This window comes from uncultured Sphingobacterium sp., assembly GCF_964277905.1.
GTDB lineage: Bacteria > Bacteroidota > Bacteroidia > Sphingobacteriales > Sphingobacteriaceae > Sphingobacterium > Sphingobacterium siyangense.
This window is the reverse complement of record NZ_CAXYKD010000046.1, coordinates 38,378-56,026: the sequence shown is the minus strand read 5'-3', so window position 1 is coordinate 56,026 and position 17,649 is coordinate 38,378. Positions and strand designations below refer to the sequence as shown.

Genomic DNA, 17,649 nt, shown 5'->3' with positions numbered 1-17,649 from the left:
TTCTATTTCTTAGAACGGGATTTTTTGTCACTTATTTATTCTTATCTTTGTACCGTGATTGAAAAAAGTAAAATAATAGATATCAGGAGTTTGTCTTTGGATCAGATCAAAGATCAACTTACAGCGTTGGGGGAGCAGGGCTTTCGTGCGAAGCAGATTTATGAATGGCTCTGGGTAAAATCTTGTGTAGATTTTGATCAGATGAGTAATTTGAGTAAGTCCCTTCGTGAGAAGCTGAAAGCAAATTTTACGATCAATGCAGTAACAGTTAAAGAATCTCAGATCAGCTCAGATAAAACTATTAAAAGTAGTTTTTGGCTGTATGATAACAATATCATTGAAGGGGTGTTGATACCCGCTCCGGAACGAATGACAGCCTGTGTCAGCTCACAGGTGGGCTGTAGCTTGACCTGTAAGTTCTGTGCAACAGGCTATATGGACCGTAAGAGGAACCTCAATGCCGATGAGATTTATGATCAAGTCGTTCTGATCAGCAAGCAAGCCGAAGAGAACTACGGGCAGCCACTGACAAATATCGTTTATATGGGGATGGGTGAGCCTTTGTTGAACTATGCCAATATGATGAAGTCGGTTGAACGCATTACGGCCCCCGACGGATTAAATATGGCTGCTAAGCGGATCACTGTTTCCACTGCGGGTATCGCAAAAATGATTAAAAAATTGGGTGATGACCAGGTACGTTTTAATCTAGCACTTTCTTTGCACGCCGCAAATGATAAAAAGCGAAATGAAATTATGCCGATCAATGAGCAGAACTCACTAAAAGCTCTGGCAGAAGCCCTCAAATATTTTTATGCGAAGACAAAAAGTCCAATTACATTTGAATATATTGTCTTTAACAATTTCAATGACGAATTGGAGGATGCAAAAGAACTTGCTAAGTTCTGTAAACACGTTCCTTGTAAGGTCAACCTGATTGAGTATAATCCTATCGCACTGGCCGATTTCTTAAATGCTGAAGCGGATAAAATCGAGGTATTTGCAAATTATCTAAAAAGTCAAGGTATCATCACGAATGTGAGACGTAGCCGTGGTAAAGATATCGATGCCGCCTGTGGACAATTAGCAATCAAGGACGAGAAAAAGGAGGAAGCCGAGGCATAATCTGAAGGATAGTTCCTATCTTTAATAGGGGAATTTACCAGATGAAATCCGAATTAAATAAGCTTTTTAGCGATTTTGTATCCATCTTTTTTCCAAGAGAATGTGGCTGTTGCGGTTGTGTGCTAAAATATCAGGAAAAGTTTATTTGTGTAGCATGCGATTTCCATTTGCCTTATACTAATTTTCACGAATATTCAGATAATGATACCGCAAGACAGCTTTGGGGGAAAGCTCCAGTGGAAGAGGCCTGTTCTTTTTTGTTCATGCAAAAGGATAGCCGTGTAGAGCACCTCATTTATCAGATTAAATACAATAATCAACCTTTTCTTGCGGAATATTTTGGTTATCTATACGGCTTAAAATTAATAGAAGCAAAGGCCTATCAGAATATCGATTGTATTGTTCCTGTGCCATTACACAAGAGTAAACTCCGAAAAAGAGGCTATAATCAATCCACTTACTTTGGAAGCGGTTTGTCCAGAGCGATGGAAATCCCATTGCGTGAAGATATTTTGGTAAGAAAGAAAGCGACAATTAGCCAAACAGGTAAGGGGCGACTCGACCGTTACGAAAATGTAAGTGATATTTTCGATTGTCAGGCCACTGGGTTGCCGGCCAATGTACACATTCTATTGGTGGACGATGTGTTAACAACAGGTGCTACGATTGTTTCCGCAGCATTAACACTCTTAGATGCTACAGACTGTCGGGTATCTATTGCTACTTTAGCAAGGGCCTAGGTCCGATTTGGCCCATATCGTATGGGTTCATTTAAAAATGATAAAATTCGCAACCCGGAAGAACGCGTTCCGATAATTTGATGCGAGTTCCTATAATTTAAGTAGCTAATATATAGACCCCAAATATAGGCTTGGTAACGCACTCAAAAATGACGAAACCGTCAAAACTAAATCAACCCGGTATTTACGACCTTCGGTTGACATAGTTTAGTAGGTAGGCAAACCCGGCCATCCCTATTCCGATGCTGTCGGCAAATAAATCCCACCAATCACCGCTCCGATAAGTAAAAATATAAAGCTGAAGTAATTCTGTCAGTCCGGCAAATAAAAATCCGAGGATAGATACGATAAAAATCGGAAGCCAGCGGGTTGGTTTACCGCTGAATTGCTGGATAACACCATTGTAAAGCAACGTACAGAAAACAAAAAACATACCGCAATGGACTAATTTGTCCATACCTGGATAGGCGGGAACTGCATCAAAATCGTTGCCCGGGAGTGTGCATAAAATAATAACTATTATGGCCCAAATAAAACACCACTTATAGTCTAATAAGATTTTAATCATGGCGTTAAATATCCAAAAATTTCCTGATAGAAATAAAAATATTATGAATTTAAAAATTATTTACCTGTAAATCAGTGTTTTAATAAATTTGTTTTGTTTTGTATGGTACTATGTATTGCATGGTACCATAAAATACATATATCTTTGTATTGTTATGATAGCTGAAAATACACAAATCCAAATGAGGAAGGGGATACTTGAATATTGTATCCTATCCATAATTTCTCGAGGAGAAATTTATGCCTCCGATATTATCAGCGAACTGAAGAAAGCTCAATTATTGGTTGTGGAAGGAACCTTATATCCGCTTTTAACACGTCTAAAAAACAATGGCCTGTTAAGCTATATATGGAAGGAGTCGACTTCAGGTCCGCCTAGAAAATATTATGAAATTACCCAAGAAGGGTTAGAAGTCCTTTCGCGACTAGATGTTACCTGGAATGAGCTCGTGTTTGCTGTAAACACGTCATTGGTGGGTAGAAACAATGATTCAACTAAACCAGTTAAAGACAATAACGATGAATAAGACAATAATTATCAACATAAATAGTATCGTCTTCCATATTGAAGAGGATGCTTATGAGGTGCTTCGCTCCTACATGATTGATATAAAGAAGCACTTTGGACAATCGGAAGATAGTCGGGAGATTTTAGAGGACATCGAAAATCGTATTTCTGAGATGTTTACTGAAAAGATTCAGGCGGGTAGCAAAGAAGTTCTGAATATGGACGATGTTAATGCTGTGATAGAGCAAATGGGAAGCGTAAGTGATTTTGAATCTGAGGATCAGGATGGTTATGCATCTTTTCAGCGCCAGCCAAATGCAGACGGCTTTAAAGTAGGGAAGAAGCTGATGCGCGACCCTGATGACAAAGTTTTCAGTGGAGTATGTAGTGGACTGGGACATTTTTTTGGCATTGAGGCCAAATGGGTACGTTTACTCTTTGCTTTATTTGTTGTGATCGGTGGATCGGGCGTATTGGTCTATGTCATCCTATGGATTGTCATGCCGCTCGCTGTAACTCGTGCAGATAAGATGGAAATGCGAGGGGAAGCACCGAATATTCAGAACTTCAAACGTTCTTTCGATGAAGAAATGAGCGGAGTAAAGGATTCGTTTTCGAGGGGAATGGACCGCACGGGCGATAGTGTTGCTAAATTATTGCAGGTCTTTGTGAAAGTCATCGGCGTATTCTTTGTTATTATTGTTGGGTTAACGCTCATCGGGTTGATTATTGGACTTATCTTCTTTGCACTGGCTATTGTGAACGTTATTCCTGACGTCATGGACGATTCTGGTCCTTTTTATCTCATGAATCCGAGCGATGTACCTTTTGCTTTGATAGCGGGTTTCTTGGCCATTTTTATCCCTTTTGCTGGATTGTTCTATTTGCTTCTACGCGTTCTCTTCGAGAAAAAACCAATGAACAATTATTTGACAACCACTTTATTTTTAGTCTGGTTGGCGTCGATAGGCGCAATTATCTACTATGCTACATCGGTAGCAAAGGAATTCAAAGAGTCCAGTACGATTGTTGAAGAGAAGCCACTGCAAAAACAAGCTGTTTATTACTTAAATGAAAATGATATTCGCGTCATCCGCTTAAAAAATGGTGTAAAAAGCGGTTTGGGTATAAAAAACGAAAACCTCTCTACTTATCTGAGACGTAATATTCGTATCCGTGTCGAACGTATCGATTCTCTACAGGAACCTTATGTACGTTATGAGTATTCGGCTAAAGGAAATTCTTATAAAGTCGCAACAGACAGAGCAGGTAAAATTAACTATGCGTTGAGACAAGATAGTACATCATTAACATTTGACAATGCGTTCCAGTTGAATGAAGGTGAGCTCTATCGGGATCAAGAAGTCAATATTACCTTGTTTCTCCCAGTAGGCACCAAGTTGATCATTAATGATAATTTGGAAGATAAATTAAGGGATATTTCATTTTACGAATGTCGTGACCGTTATAGTGAAGACCTAAGGGATGTAAAAGATGTTGAGTTTGTAGTCACGTCACTCGGGTTGAAATGTGCATTGCCACCCAAAAAGTCAGATGACAGTGACGAAACAGATGCTGAAGGCAATGAAGTAATCGCAAATGATACGTCTGTTGTTATCCGTAGAGATACCATTATCAATGTCAAAAAAGATGGTATTACCATAGAGACAAAAAAGAAATAACATAAACCAAGTCTTCCGCCTTTAGGCGGAAGACAAATTATTGAAGCTGTAACCTCGAAAATCACTACTGAACCTCGTGTGATAAGCCTATTTAGTGCCATCAAAAGTAAATGCTATTACACCTATTTATAAACGAATGAAAAGATATTTTTACCTCTTACTCTTAAATTTTTTAATTGCTTCCTTTGCCTATGCGCAAGTGAAAGTTACAGGCAAAGTACTGGTGGAAAATAATGTGCCTTTGGCTTCTGCAACTGCTTATCTGATGAAGGCAAAGACAACAGTTATTTTGAAAGCAGTTGTTACAGATGAAAATGGAGAGTACCAATTTTCGGATATACAAGCTGGAAGTTATTATGTCGACGTCAAAATGGTTGGGTATACGGCCAATAAGAGCAACGTTTTTGATATCAATAAATCAGATTACAAGGTCCCAACGATCCTGCTGAACACGGACACACGAAAATTGCAGGAGGTCGCCGTAGAGGGTAAGCGGCCGATGGTTGAAAGCAAGCCTGGTAAACTGGTTTTAAATGTCGAAAACTCTCCCTTGGCCGCAGGGAATAATGCCTTAGATATTGTACAGCGGGCTCCTGGAGTGAGTTTAGATAACAATAATAATCTACAGTTGATGGGTCAATCTGGTGTATCAGTGACCATCGATGGTCGGCAGACCTATATGTCGGGTGAGCAGTTGGTGAATTTTTTGAAAAGTACGGATGGCAACCAGATTAAGTCCGTCGAAGTTATCACTACCCGGGCAGCAAAAGATGACGCTGAGGGGGCTGTGGGGACTATAAATATTGTGCTCAAGAAAAATCGGATGGAAGGATTTAACGGAACCTTTAACATGACGGCAGGGCGGGGAGAAAAATTCAGAGGGAATAGCTCCTTATCCTTAAATTATAAAAAGAATAATACGACAGTATTTGGATCGTATGCCTATTCGAATGAGAAAAGTCACCGGAAGCTCCTGCTTGATCGTGTTATTCAGAATAAAGGGGATAAGACCTATTTTAAGCAAAGGTCGATATTGGATGAAAAAGAACAGAATCATTCCTATCGCTTCGGTGTTGAGCAAAGGACATCAGCCAGAAATACGTTAACCGTGCAGTTTAATGGTTCGAATAATATCGAATACAATGATAACGATAGTAAGACCAATGTAGGAAAGTCTTTTACAACATTGGATTCGCTTTTGATTTCGACATCGCAATTCAAAGAGTTATTTGATCGGTACTCTGCTAATTTAAACAATGAGTTTAGAATTGATTCTAACGGCAGAAAACTTACCCTTGATCTGGATTGGAGCAAATTCAAAAGCAGTAAAGGCGTGGGGTATAATAACCAATATTTTGATGGTCAGATGGATGCGATTACTCCCGAGGAGATCCAACGGAGTAGAATGCCCATCGGAATCGATATCTATGTCGCCAAACTGGATTATGAACAACCGCTATCTAAGGTCTCCAAGCTTGAGATGGGGGCTAAATATTCTAATGTTACGTCGGATAATGACTTAACCTTTGAAGATTTTTTGAACAATTCCTGGATCAATAATGAAAAGCGGACGAATCATTTTGTGTATAAGGAGCAGATCGCCGCTGGATATATAGACTATAATAATACGATAGGAAAATGGGGGCTGAAGGTCGGTGCAAGAGGAGAATATACATTTTCTGATGGAAACTCATTGACCTTAAATAAGCAGGTGAAGCGGAACTACTTTAAGCTTTTTCCGAATGCAAATCTGACGTATACCCTCAATGAGAATCATATTCTTTCCTTAGGTTATGCAAGGAAAATCACCCGTCCCAATTACCGACAGTTGAATCCTTTTGATTATTTCATTGATAAACTAACCTTCGAACGTGGTAACCCTTATCTGAATCCGCAATTTTCCAATGAATTCACATTAAACTATACGTTGATGCAACGTTACAATGTGACATTGGGTATTAACGATGTGCGGGATGCGATTGTAGAGAGTATGGGGCAAGATTCAGTGTTGAAACAAACTTGGGTTATACGTGAAAATTTAGGTAAGAATTTGACAGCTTACCTAAATCTGAACATACCGATAACGGTATCCAAGATTTGGAGCATGAATAACAATATTACGGGCATCCATTTTAACTTTGATGGCATGGTGAGTGGTCATCCGCTGAAAAGAAAGTCATTTCTTTTGCAGGCTACATCGATGCACAATTTAAAGTTGGCGAAAAGTCTGTCGGCTAATGTCAATTTGAGGTATTTCTCTCCTTTCAAATATAATGTATACGATATGAAGGCCCGCTGGGATATGGAAATTGGAGCGACAAAGACATTTAAAGATCAACGTAGTTCTTTGAAACTGGCGGTGAGTGACTTGTTTAATACAGGGAATCAGAATCTGAAAACTAATTTCGGCGATTTTGACTCCAGTATCAGACAATACCAAGATCGTCGTGTGGTTCGATTGACCTATTCGTATAAATTCGGAAATTTAAAAAATAACTATCGTAAGAAAGATACAAGTAACGAGGAGAAGGAAAGAGCACAATAATTACTGTCCATTAGGTAAATGCAAAAAGCTGTAGGAATATTTTTTCTTACAGCTTTTTATTTAGTCATTGATTACTAACTCAGTTGGTAATACACGCGTTTCAAATTCTGTAATCGGATATTTGGCTTCTATTAATTTGATAAGAAGTTCCGTAGCGATTTTCCCCATTTCGAAAGCGGGTTGTCTTATGGCGGTTACTTTAGATGAGAATAGTTCGACAACATTAGAGTTTGTAAATCCGGCGATAGCAATATCGCTACAGGCTTCGAAATTTCTTTTTTTCACGACATGGAGGTATCCTGTCGTTAACTTATCACCAGAAATAAAAATAGCATCAAAACCAAGCCGGATAAGCTCTTCAATTGCACTTTCGATCTCTTCCAGATGTAGCCCTCCATATTGACAATATTTAACCAAATCTGGATCGAAATCAATATGATTAGCCATCAGAGCCTTTTTATAGCCAATTAATCTGTCCTTCGTTATAGACAACGATTTAGAGTTTGTAAGATGTGCAATTTTCTTATTTCCAAGTTTTATGAGGTGCTGGGTGGCATCATAGGCTCCTTGCTGATTGTTTACGATGACTTTGTATGTGTCGAACTGTTGTGGGATCCGATCAAAAAATACAATTGGAAATCCACGTTCTTTTAATTGGTGGAGATAAGAAATATCCTCGGTTTCTGAGGACAACGCAATTAATAACCCATCTATGCCTCTGGATGTTAGATACTCAACATTCAGCCTTTCCCTTTCCGAAGACTCATGTGTCTGTGAAATGATGATATGAAAATTCTTGTCATAGGCAATAGATTCGACACCGTTTATGACTTGGGAAAAAAAATTATTGGCTATTTCGCTGACAATGATACCAATGGAGTGGCTTCGACGCTCCTTTAAACTCCTTGCAATGGGATTCGCACGATAATTGATTTTTTCGGCATATTCCAATACAATCTTTTTTGTTTCAGGACTTATTTCATAACTATCTCTTAATGCTCTGGAAATTGTGGACGTTGATAAGTTAAGTGCTTTAGCAATATCTTTGATTGTATAGTTTTCGAATCTCATAATTGGCAAAATAGAACCTAATATTAATCAAAAAAAATTACAAAACCTAATTAGCTCCCCTGTGCAAACGTTGCCGGCAACGTTTGCATAACTTTATTACTGCTACTTGCATCAACAAGTGAAATATACTTTGTAAACTTGGTTATATGATGATTGGTTAAATTCCTCTGCATTTCCAGCGAAGGTGATTTAATCATTTGAATAGAATACCTAAAAATATGAGTAAAGCGTAGTCGTATCTACTGCTATTTGTGCTTCTTTATCCACATTAAATGTGCATGTTCAAACCCAAAAAGTCCAAGTAACTGTCGTTGATAGCGATCAAAACGAATTAATGGGGGAGTGTAACTGTGACAGGAGCAGGAGTGATTTTTAATGCTCCCGTTTGTTCTCCTCTATAAGCAGGCTAGGTTTAATAGGATTTTAAGAAAAATGAATACAACCTGCCTTCGGGATGTTGAAGGCGCGTGTTTTTTTAGATATACCCAATGAAGAAAATCGGTACACTTATTTCGGGCTTTGTGATGGTAATTTTTCTCCTCGCTTTACAGCAGGAACAAACCCACACAATTTATATAATTGGCGACTCAACAGCTGCAAATAAAGATAAGCGCACCTTTCCTGAAACTGGTTGGGGAATGGCTTTTGCAAAGATGTTTAATCAACAAGTGAGGGTCGATAATCGCGCATTAAATGGCCGCAGTTCTAAATCCTTTAAACAAGATTTGGGCAAGGACGGGAGTACTATTAATCATTGGGAACCTATTTTTGAAAACCTCCGTCGCGGAGATTATGTTTTTATCCAGTTTGGGCATAATGACGAAAAAGTCGATAAACCCAATGTGGGAACTTCGTTGGGAGAGTTTGAACAGAATTTGACTTTCTATATCAATCAGACAAAGGAGAAAGGCGGGATTCCAATTCTTTTGACACCGATAGCGCGGCGTAAATTTGAAAATGGCGTTCTCATCAAAACCCATGGACAGTATCCGGCTGTTATCCGCAAGATTGCCCGAGATATGCAAATACCTTGTATTGACATGGAAGATCAGACAACAGTACTTGTCAGGTCTTACGGAGAAGATGGAAGTAAGAAATTGTTTTTACATGTGGACAGTGGCGATTTGAATTATCCACAGGGAAAGAAGGATGATACCCATTTGAATACCTTTGGTGCCAATGAAGTGGCAAAGCTGGTTGCCAAGGGGATTTGCGAATTGCAGTTACCTATTCAAAAAAATCTGATGCTGAAGTAACTTTAGGATGCTATAAAATCAGAAAGAAGCATAAACCTAAATCAATTTTATTGACAGGGGAAGGGCTGTCGTAAAAAGGATGGAGTTGATCCGAAAATGTACTTGGTGAATTTCTGAAAAAATGGATTTAAAAACAAGCGACATCGAAATGATCGACGTCGCTTGTTCATCTCAGCCGTATACTAGAAAATGTATTTCGTGCTTAAGAAATTTGATTCATTTTCACTCACGATTTCATTTAACAATTTCTTGTTTTCCTCAGTGAACTTTGTGGCCACTAGAGAACGTATGGAGAATGAGCGCAAAGCATCAACTACTGACAACGTTCCTTCAGCACTGTCCTTTCTACCTGTGAAAGGGAAAGTATCCGGACCACGTTGGCATTGACAATTAATGTTTACACGGCTCACTTGATTGACCAGTGGATCAATAAGGGATGAAACAACAGCTGCGTTATTACTAAAAATACTTACTTGTTGTCCGTGCGAAGATCCGATTAAGTACTCGATAGGTTCTTCAAGGTCATCAAAAGGAACGACTGGGATAACTGGACCAAATTGTTCCTCTCTGTAAAGTTTCATCTGTGAATTGACAGGATAAACAATTGCCGGATAGAAGAACGATTCTGCAACTTGACCACCATTCTCATTGACTACTTTTGCACCATATGCTTTTGCATCTTCAATGCACTCAGTCAAATAAGCAGGTTTATTGACTTCTGGAAGTGGCGTCAAAGACACCCCTTTTTCCCAAGGCATTCCATATTTCAATTTGGCGACTTCAGCAGAGAGACGCTTTAGGAATTCTTGTGCTAAGCTGCGATGTACATAGATAATTTTTAATGCTGTACAACGTTGGCCATTGAAAGAGAGTGACCCCAGTACGGTTTCAGAAACCGCGAGGTTCAAATCTGCATCTTTTGTAATAATTGCTGCATTTTTTGCGTCCAAGCCAAGAATAGCGCGAAGGCGATTCACTTTTGGATGCAATTTTTTAAGTTCATCAGCAACACGGCTTGAACCGATTAACGTCAAGACATTGATCTTACCCGATTGCATTAGGCTAGGGACGATCTTGTTGCCACGGCCATAGATTGTATTGACAACGCCTTTTGGGAAACTCGTTCTGAAAGCTTCTAATAAAGGATAGTGTAATAAAGTACCATGTTTAGGTGGTTTGAATAACATGGTATTTCCCATGATCAATGCTGGAATCAATGTCGTGAATGTCTCATTCAATGGATAGTTGAATGGACCCATACAAAGGACTACGCCTAATGGAGATCTTCTGATTTGGGCGACGATACCTTGTTCGATTTGAAAACGTGAAGAATCGCGGTCTATATCTTTCAATGCATCGATCGTTGCATAGATGTATTCCACAGTACGATCAAACTCTTTTACTGAGTCTGCATAGGATTTGCCAATTTCCCACATAATGAGCTTGACAACAATGTCCTTTTTGGCAATCATCTTTTGCGTGAAATTTTCAACACAAGTAATACGATCGGCAACGCTCATTGTCGGCCATTCTCCACGGCCATTGTCGTATGCTTTTACAGCAGCGTCTAAGGCTTCCATGGACTCTTTTTCAGTACAAACAGGGAAACTACCGATGCGCTTACGTTTCAAGCCATCCTTAGTCTTCACACAAATAGGTGAAAAAACTTCGTTTACTTGACCCGTCCAAGAAATCATTTCTCCATTGGAAAGGAACTCTCTTTGATCGACCTGTTCGTCGAGCGTAAATTCTGCGGGAATGTCTTTCTCCTCGTAGAAGATACCTTCTAAGTTTAAGCTCATTGTTTTAAAAAATGGTTTAGATTGATATTTATAAAGATATTGCTAATATAATATAAATTTTGCAATATATGTTAATTTTTTATTAAAATAAGTTTAGGAACTAGGGTTTTCATTACCAGCCATGCAATTAAATATGCAATCGCACAGAAAGAGAAAATAATAAAATATCCAGCTTCTTCGCCTTTGAATCCCATAAAAGTCATTTGTGTTTCTTTAGCATAATCAAATAACCATCCTGAAGTCTTGTTGATAATAAAGGCGCCAATACCTCCAGCAAGTCCTCCAATCCCTGTAACAGTTGCAATGGAGCGTTTTGGGAAGGAGTCTCCAATGGTCGAAAAGATATTGGCGGACCAGGACTGATGTGCGGCTCCGGCGAAACCGATCAGAATGACAGGTATCCAATAGGAGAGGTGCCCCAAGGGCTGAGCGAAAAGGACAACCAATGGTACAAAAGCAAATAACAGCATGGCTTTCATGCGGCCTTCATAGGCATTCATACCCTTTTTCTCCACAAAGTAGGTCGGTAGCCATCCGCCGTAAATCGATAACATAGTAATTGCATAGAGGACAAAAATTGCGAGCTGCCCTTCTGTATCCGATGATTTTATGTCGTAGACGGCAGAAAGATATGCTGGCATCCAGAACAAGAAAAACCACCAGACTCCGTCGGTCATAAATTTTCCAAAGGCGAATGCCCAGGTTTGCTTATATTTTAAGCATTCAGATATGGTTGTTTTTGGAAGTTTGGTATCGACTGTGTGTGCGGACTGCTGTTCATGGTCATCTTGATTGATATATGCCAATTCTGCCGCATTGACTTTTGGATTTTCATGTGGCTTTTTATAGAGAAAAATCCAGAAACCCATCCAAACGAAGCCTAATGCACCTATGATGATGAACGACATTTCCCAACCCCAATGTGCAGCGATTACAGGAATGGTCAAGGGTGCAGCCAGGGCACCAATAGTTGCGCCCGAGTTGAAGATACTTGTTGAGAGCGCCCGGTCTTTTTTTGGAAAATATTCGGCTGTGGCTTTGATCGCGGCAGGAAAATTCCCCGCCTCTCCAACAGCGAGAACAAAACGGGAAAAGATAAATAGATTGACACTAACACTAATAATTAAGCCGGCATTATTTACATGAGAAATTGCTTCTTTTGCGCCTTCGAAACCGACGAACCATTCGCCGGCAACAATTCCTGATGTCGCTATACCACAGAAAGCATGTAATATGGCGCCAATTGACCAGATTCCAATTGCCCATAGAAAACCTTTTTTTGTGTCCATCCAATCCACAAAGCGACCTGCGAATAGCATACTAATGGCGTAAAAGATCGAAAATAGTGCTGTAATATTACCATAGTCTGTATTTGTCCAATGAAACTCAGGGCTAATAAAATCTTTCCAGGTCAGGGACAGCACCTGCCGATCCAGGTAGTTGATTGTGGTAGCAAAAAATAGTAGAGAGCATATCACCCAACGGTAATTACCCTTTTTCTCCGTGTTAATCATAATGGGTTTAATAGTTTATTTTTTAGTATACGTGTCTGTTTCCCGTCGTCAAAATGTGTTCCTCAGCAAGACTTGTTTGAAGTCACTATATAAAGACGTTTATCGTGCTTTTGAGACAAATTCAAGGGCTTTTTTAGTGTTTTCGAGTAAATTGCTTGTGTCTTTGGGGTCAATTAACTTGCTGCCCATGCCTACTGCACAAACCCCCGATTTGAACCAGGCTTTTAAATTCTCCATTTCGATTTCTACGCCCCCCGTCGGCATAAATTTCTGTCCTTTATAGAGATCTTTTATCGACGACATAAATGCCGGCCCCAGAATATTTGCCGGAAATAATTTTATAAGCGCCGCTTGTTGCTGTTGCGCGGTATAAATTTCTGTCGGTGTCATACATCCTGGAATCCACAACTTATGTTGCTCATGTACAAGAGAGCCAACTAAGGGGTTTACAATGGGAGAAACAATAAAATCTGCACCAATCTGCAGAAATTGTTGCGCTTCTTCAACCGATTTGATGGTGCCAATACCTAAATAGAGATCTGGCATGTCTAAATTCCTTGCGGCAATCAAACTTTCAAACACTGCCAATGCTTCTGGGCCGCGGTTTGTAAATTCAAAGACACGTATGCCTGCCTGATATAAAGTTCGCAGGATAGTTATGCTTTCGGCCTTATCGTGATGAAAAAACAAAGGAAGTGTCCCCTGCTCTATAATTTTATCTAATACAATTTCTTTCAAATTCATGCTATCATTCTTTTTTTTATGTCTTCCACTGTACTTGTTGTTGCATCGCTTGCGATGAATAGTTTATCGAATGCTGCGAGCGTTGCAAACGCTAGGGTCTCTTTTGGAGAAAGGTTGGAATACAACCCATAAATCAGACCTGCCATAAAGCAATCTCCACTACCTACTTTGTCCAAAATTTCTTCGGCAGTATATTCCGTTGATTTAATCAGGCTGTCTTTGTCAAACAGTGTGGTATAATACTTGATTCCCTTGGTTTTATAGTCAAAACGAAAAGTATTGGCCACATACTGACAAATCGGATTCGCGGAAATAATTTCCTTGCTCGTCCGCTCTGCTTGTGCCAATAGATCTTCTTCCTGATATCCGGAAGAAGAAGTTAAGAATTGTTCCTCTAGCTGGGTTCCGAGCATCTGATGAGCAGCCCATATATTGCCCATAATTAAATTGCAATATTGGGCAATTTCGGACATAATCTCTTTTGGGGTCTTTCCATATTTCCAGAGTTTAGCACGGTAATTCAGGTCCAGGGATACAAAGATTGCTTTCTCTTGTGCTTTTTTTACGGCTTCCAGGCATAGGTCTGCAATATCTTGACTAATTGCAGGACAGATGGCTGAAAAATGAAACCACTTAACATCGACAAAGACCTCGTCCCAGTCAATGCTACCTACTTTGAGGTTTGCAAAGGAGGAGTTCGCACGGTCATAAATGACACCTGCATTTTTTAGATCTTTTCCTTTTGGCAGATAGTAAATACCCAATCTCTCGCCAGTCCATTGCATCGCTGATGTGTCTATATTTCTGCGTTTCAGGTAGCTATCAATACCTTCACAGATGGCATTTTGAGGAATTGCAGATAAGTAGGATGATGGTACATTCCACAACGCCAAGGCTGTGGCTACATTCAGCTCGGCCCCGCCGACGTAGAAAGGCAGCTGATGTTGTTCAATCCAATCTTGTTCGATGTCGGGGCAGATCCGCAACAACAATTCTCCAAAGCTTAAAACTTTACCCTGCATGTTCATTAAAATTCAAAATATTCTTTTGCGTTATTATAGCTGATATCTGTTATGATTTTCCCTACCCATTCGATATCATGTGGTATCTCTCCCTTTTCAATGTCCTGTCCGAAGATGTCGCACAACAATCTTCTGAAATATTCATGCCTTGGAAATGAAAGGAAGCTTCTAGAATCTGTCAACATACCAACGAGACGGCTCAATAAACCCATATTTGACAGTGTGTTGATTTGTTTTGTCATGCCGTCTTTTTGGTCTAGAAACCACCAAGCCGAGCCAAACTGAATTTTTCCCTTAATTGATCCATCGTTGAAATTCCCGATCATGGTTGCAATAAGTTCATTGTCGGCAGGATTGAGATTATACAAGATGGTCTTGGTTAGCTTATCTTGATTGTCTAATTTATTCAAAAATTTTGACAATGCACGTGCCTGACTAAAATCTCCGATCGAATCCCAACCGGTATCAGGTCCGATCAAACGATGCATACGGGCATTGTTGTTGCGCAATGCTCCTAAGTGATATTGTTGAACCCAGCCTTTTTCATGGTCCCATTCTGCAAAATAAATCAACATCGCAGATTTGAATTTCAGATTTTCGGTCGGAGAGATTTCCTTTTTTGTACGAATCTTCTCAAAGATCGTCACGATTTCTTGTTCGGTATAATCTTCGGCATAGATTTGCTCCAGGCCGTGATCCGATACTTTACATCCGTTGGCAGCAAAGAAATCATGTCTTGTTTTTAACGCGTTTAAGTAATCTCCAAGGCTATTGATTTGAATGTTGCTGACTGCTTCCAGTTTATCGATATATTGATTTAATGCAATAATATCATCTGAGTTCATCGCTTTATCCGGACGAAAGGCGGGAAGCATTTTGAACGATTCTTTTTCCTTTGCAAATTGTTGGTGAAACTCGAGGCTGTCGATAGGATCGTCAGTGGTACAAACCACTTCAACCTTCATCATTTTCAGTAACCCGCGAACGGAATGGCTGTCTTGTTGTAACAAAGCGCCTGTATCGGCATATATCCTTGCAGCCGTCTTTGGTGACAACAAATCTGTGATACCAAAATAGCGCTGTAACTCGAGGTGTGTCCAGTGATGTAACGGGTTGCGAAGCGTATAAGGTACCGTTTCTGCCCACTTGATAAATTTTTCCTCATCGGAAGCATCGCCTGTAATATAACGCTCATTGACACCATTGGCCCGCATGGCCCTCCATTTGTAATGATCGCCATGTAACCACACTTGACTAATATTGTCGAATTTTACATTATTAGCGATTTGTTCAGGAATCAAGTGATTATGATAATCAATGATCGGCAAATGCTTTGAATAGCTGTGATACAGCTGTTCTGCTGTTTTTGTGTTTAATAAAAAGTTGTCGTCTAAAAAAGCTTTCATACAATATCCTATTTTTATAAACTCACACCTCTTTTCCAAGGTATAAAGTCGTCTTGATTTAATTGGACAGCCTTAGGTGTTATTTCACCACTAGCTGCTTTGATACAATATTCTAAAATGTCTTCGCCCATGGTTTGGATCGATTTCTCACCATCTATAATGGGGCCGGTATTGATATCGATAATGTCGGCCATTTTGGTTGCCAGGACATTATTTGTTGCAACTTTGATGACCGGGCATATTGGATTTCCGGTAGGCGTACCTAAACCCGTCGTGAATAAAATAAGTGTTGCGCCTGCGGCAGCTTTCCCTGTGGTCGCTTCCACATCATTTCCTGGCGTGCAAACGAGGTTAAGCCCCGGTTTCGTTGCTTCTTCTGTGTAGTCCAAAACATCAACAACAGGGGAGGTTCCTCCTTTTTTTGCTGCTCCATTGCTTTTTATAGCATCCGTGATAAGCCCATCGCGGATATTTCCTGGAGATGGATTCATATAAAAACCCGAACCAACAGCCTCGGCAGCATTGCTATAAGCGGTCATCAGATCGATGAATTTATTGGCAGCCTTTGGATCGATGGTACGGTCTATTAGATTCTGCTCGGCACCACATAATTCTGGAAATTCGGCCAACAGTACCTTTCCGCCAAGAGCAACTAAAAGGTCTGCGGTATAACCGACTGCGGGATTGGCAGAAATACCACTGAATCCATCGCTACCACCGCATTTTACACCCAAGGTTAATTTGCTCAATGGTACCGGCTGTCTTCCAAGTTTATTAATTTCTGTCAGCCCCACAAAAGTTTGTAGTATCGCCTCTTTCAGTAGTTGCTCCTCACTTTTTGATTGTTGCTGTTCAAATAAGTACAATGGTTTGTCAAATCCTGGATTACGCAGCTTAATGTCGTTGACGAGATCGTTCAGCTGCAAATTTTGGCAACCTAGACTCAATACCGTAATACCTGCGACATTTGGATGGTCGGCGTAGGCAGCAAGTAACTTACTCAAGATGGCTGCATCTTGTCGGATTCCGCCACAGCCCCCCTGATGATTCAAAAATTTGATCCCATCTACGTTTCTGAATACACGATCCGATTGCTCCGTAATTGTATTTAGCTGCCCGAGTGAGGATAGGTCTAGTGTTTCACCCTTTTCATAGGCTTTTAACAGCTGATGAGTGAAGTTCTTGTATTTTCCAGTGACTGAATAGCCAAGCTCATTGTATAATGCCTCTTTGATAACATCAAGATTTCGGTTTTCGCAGAAAACGGTTGGGATAAATAACCAGTAATTTGCGGTGCCAACACGGCCGTCCGGACGGAGGTAACCATTGAAAGTTCTTCCTTCAAACTTTGCAACATCAGGCTTTTCCCAGTGGTAATGTGAAGGCCTGAAATGGTAAGGTTCGGCTGCATGTTTGGTGTTGCCGGTATTCATGATGCTTCCCTGTGGGATATCAAATTGCGCTTTTCCTACGAGAACACCATACATATAGATTTCGTCACCAAAGTGCATATCCTGCATAAAAAATTTATGCTTGGCCGGAATATCTTCCTGTAGAATATAATGTGCACCCTCAAACGAAATTGCGTCACCTTTTTTGAGATCTTGTAAGGCGACTAAAACATTGTCTTTGGGATGTATCTTTAATACGTTGTTTTTCATCTTTAG

General features: G+C 40.0%; 14 protein-coding genes. 6 read left to right on the top strand and 8 right to left on the bottom strand.

The annotated features are described in order from the left end of the window. Window positions 1-54 precede the first annotated feature (54 nt). Both rlmN and ACHWSC_RS21530 read left to right on the top strand, forming a co-directional pair. Complete coding sequence (rlmN, locus tag ACHWSC_RS21535) at window positions 55-1,125, top strand: 23S rRNA (adenine(2503)-C(2))-methyltransferase RlmN (RefSeq protein ID WP_145328839.1); 1,071 nt, start codon at window positions 55-57, stop codon at window positions 1,123-1,125. Between the two features lie 41 nt (window positions 1,126-1,166). Beyond that, entirely contained in the window at window positions 1,167-1,865 is a 699-nt protein-coding gene (locus ACHWSC_RS21530) for a ComF family protein (protein WP_394678128.1), read from the top strand. 184 nt (window positions 1,866-2,049) lie between these two features. On the opposite strand, the gene ACHWSC_RS21525 is transcribed toward ACHWSC_RS21530, so the two are convergent. Further along, a complete protein-coding gene (locus tag ACHWSC_RS21525; RefSeq protein WP_244294516.1) occupies window positions 2,050-2,433 on the bottom strand; it encodes a VanZ family protein in 384 nt (127 codons plus the stop codon). Window positions 2,434-2,587: 154 nt separating this feature from the next. Here ACHWSC_RS21525 and ACHWSC_RS21520 point away from each other — a divergent pair, with 154 nt between their 5' ends. The 3 genes from ACHWSC_RS21520 to ACHWSC_RS21510 all read left to right on the top strand — a co-directional run bounded on the left by ACHWSC_RS21520 (window position 2,588) and on the right by ACHWSC_RS21510 (window position 7,167). After that, entirely contained in the window at window positions 2,588-2,959 is a 372-nt protein-coding gene (locus tag ACHWSC_RS21520) for a PadR family transcriptional regulator (RefSeq protein WP_046673104.1), read from the top strand. Beyond that, window positions 2,952-4,622, top strand: a complete 1,671-nt coding sequence (locus ACHWSC_RS21515) for a PspC domain-containing protein (protein WP_394678127.1) — start codon at window positions 2,952-2,954, stop codon at window positions 4,620-4,622. The genes ACHWSC_RS21520 and ACHWSC_RS21515 overlap by 8 nt, the downstream gene beginning before the upstream one ends. Window positions 4,623-4,758: 136 nt before the next feature. Next, a complete protein-coding gene (locus ACHWSC_RS21510) occupies window positions 4,759-7,167 on the top strand; it encodes a TonB-dependent receptor domain-containing protein (RefSeq protein ID WP_394678126.1) in 2,409 nt (802 codons plus the stop codon). A 60-nt stretch (window positions 7,168-7,227) separates the two neighbouring features. Here ACHWSC_RS21510 and ACHWSC_RS21505 read toward each other — a convergent pair whose 3' ends face one another. Beyond that, window positions 7,228-8,238, bottom strand: a complete 1,011-nt coding sequence (locus ACHWSC_RS21505) for a LacI family DNA-binding transcriptional regulator (protein ID WP_394678125.1) — start codon at window positions 8,236-8,238, stop codon at window positions 7,228-7,230. Window positions 8,239-8,726: 488 nt separating this feature from the next. On the opposite strand from ACHWSC_RS21505, the gene ACHWSC_RS21500 reads away from it, so the two are divergent. Continuing rightward, on the top strand, window positions 8,727-9,494 hold the full coding sequence (locus tag ACHWSC_RS21500; RefSeq protein WP_394678124.1) for a rhamnogalacturonan acetylesterase: 768 nt from the start codon (window positions 8,727-8,729) through the stop codon (window positions 9,492-9,494). Window positions 9,495-9,676: 182 nt separating this feature from the next. Here ACHWSC_RS21500 and ACHWSC_RS21495 read toward each other — a convergent pair whose 3' ends face one another. The 6 genes from ACHWSC_RS21495 to ACHWSC_RS21470 form a co-directional block, all read right to left on the bottom strand. After that, window positions 9,677-11,296: an NADP-dependent glyceraldehyde-3-phosphate dehydrogenase gene (locus tag ACHWSC_RS21495; protein WP_153844472.1), complete on the bottom strand. Its 1,620-nt coding sequence runs from the start codon at window positions 11,294-11,296 to the stop codon at window positions 9,677-9,679. Between the two features lie 71 nt (window positions 11,297-11,367). Then, a complete protein-coding gene (locus ACHWSC_RS21490) occupies window positions 11,368-12,810 on the bottom strand; it encodes an MFS transporter (protein WP_394678123.1) in 1,443 nt (480 codons plus the stop codon). Between the two features lie 99 nt (window positions 12,811-12,909). Then, window positions 12,910-13,554: a bifunctional 4-hydroxy-2-oxoglutarate aldolase/2-dehydro-3-deoxy-phosphogluconate aldolase gene (locus ACHWSC_RS21485; RefSeq protein ID WP_394678122.1), complete on the bottom strand. Its 645-nt coding sequence runs from the start codon at window positions 13,552-13,554 to the stop codon at window positions 12,910-12,912. Further along, window positions 13,551-14,576 (bottom strand): PfkB family carbohydrate kinase, encoded by a 1,026-nt coding sequence (locus ACHWSC_RS21480; RefSeq protein ID WP_394678121.1) that lies wholly within the window; start codon window positions 14,574-14,576, stop codon window positions 13,551-13,553. The genes ACHWSC_RS21485 and ACHWSC_RS21480 overlap by 4 nt, the downstream gene beginning before the upstream one ends. 5 nt (window positions 14,577-14,581) lie before the next feature. Beyond that, a complete protein-coding gene (uxaC, locus tag ACHWSC_RS21475; protein WP_394678120.1) occupies window positions 14,582-15,982 on the bottom strand; it encodes a glucuronate isomerase in 1,401 nt (466 codons plus the stop codon). Between the two features lie 14 nt (window positions 15,983-15,996). Continuing rightward, window positions 15,997-17,643 (bottom strand): UxaA family hydrolase, encoded by a 1,647-nt coding sequence (locus ACHWSC_RS21470; RefSeq protein WP_394678119.1) that lies wholly within the window; start codon window positions 17,641-17,643, stop codon window positions 15,997-15,999. Window positions 17,644-17,649 lie beyond the last annotated feature (6 nt).

What these genes read in the sequence shown, in the direction of transcription:
- ACHWSC_RS21530 (WP_394678128.1), top strand. Translation starts at nt 1,167, where the DNA reads ATGAAATCCGAATTAAATAAGCTTTTTAGCGATTTTGTATCCATCTTT.
- ACHWSC_RS21525 (WP_244294516.1), bottom strand. Translation starts at nt 2,433, where the DNA reads ATGATTAAAATCTTATTAGACTATAAGTGGTGTTTTATTTGGGCCATA.
- ACHWSC_RS21520 (WP_046673104.1), top strand. Translation starts at nt 2,588, where the DNA reads ATGATAGCTGAAAATACACAAATCCAAATGAGGAAGGGGATACTTGAA.
- ACHWSC_RS21515 (WP_394678127.1), top strand. Translation starts at nt 2,952, where the DNA reads ATGAATAAGACAATAATTATCAACATAAATAGTATCGTCTTCCATATT.
- ACHWSC_RS21510 (WP_394678126.1), top strand. Translation starts at nt 4,759, where the DNA reads ATGAAAAGATATTTTTACCTCTTACTCTTAAATTTTTTAATTGCTTCC.
- ACHWSC_RS21505 (WP_394678125.1), bottom strand. Translation starts at nt 8,238, where the DNA reads ATGAGATTCGAAAACTATACAATCAAAGATATTGCTAAAGCACTTAAC.
- ACHWSC_RS21500 (WP_394678124.1), top strand. Translation starts at nt 8,727, where the DNA reads ATGAAGAAAATCGGTACACTTATTTCGGGCTTTGTGATGGTAATTTTT.
- ACHWSC_RS21495 (WP_153844472.1), bottom strand. Translation starts at nt 11,296, where the DNA reads ATGAGCTTAAACTTAGAAGGTATCTTCTACGAGGAGAAAGACATTCCC.
- ACHWSC_RS21490 (WP_394678123.1), bottom strand. Translation starts at nt 12,810, where the DNA reads ATGATTAACACGGAGAAAAAGGGTAATTACCGTTGGGTGATATGCTCT.
- ACHWSC_RS21485 (WP_394678122.1), bottom strand. Translation starts at nt 13,554, where the DNA reads ATGAATTTGAAAGAAATTGTATTAGATAAAATTATAGAGCAGGGGACA.
- ACHWSC_RS21480 (WP_394678121.1), bottom strand. Translation starts at nt 14,576, where the DNA reads ATGCAGGGTAAAGTTTTAAGCTTTGGAGAATTGTTGTTGCGGATCTGC.
- uxaC (WP_394678120.1), bottom strand. Translation starts at nt 15,982, where the DNA reads ATGAAAGCTTTTTTAGACGACAACTTTTTATTAAACACAAAAACAGCA.
- ACHWSC_RS21470 (WP_394678119.1), bottom strand. Translation starts at nt 17,643, where the DNA reads ATGAAAAACAACGTATTAAAGATACATCCCAAAGACAATGTTTTAGTC.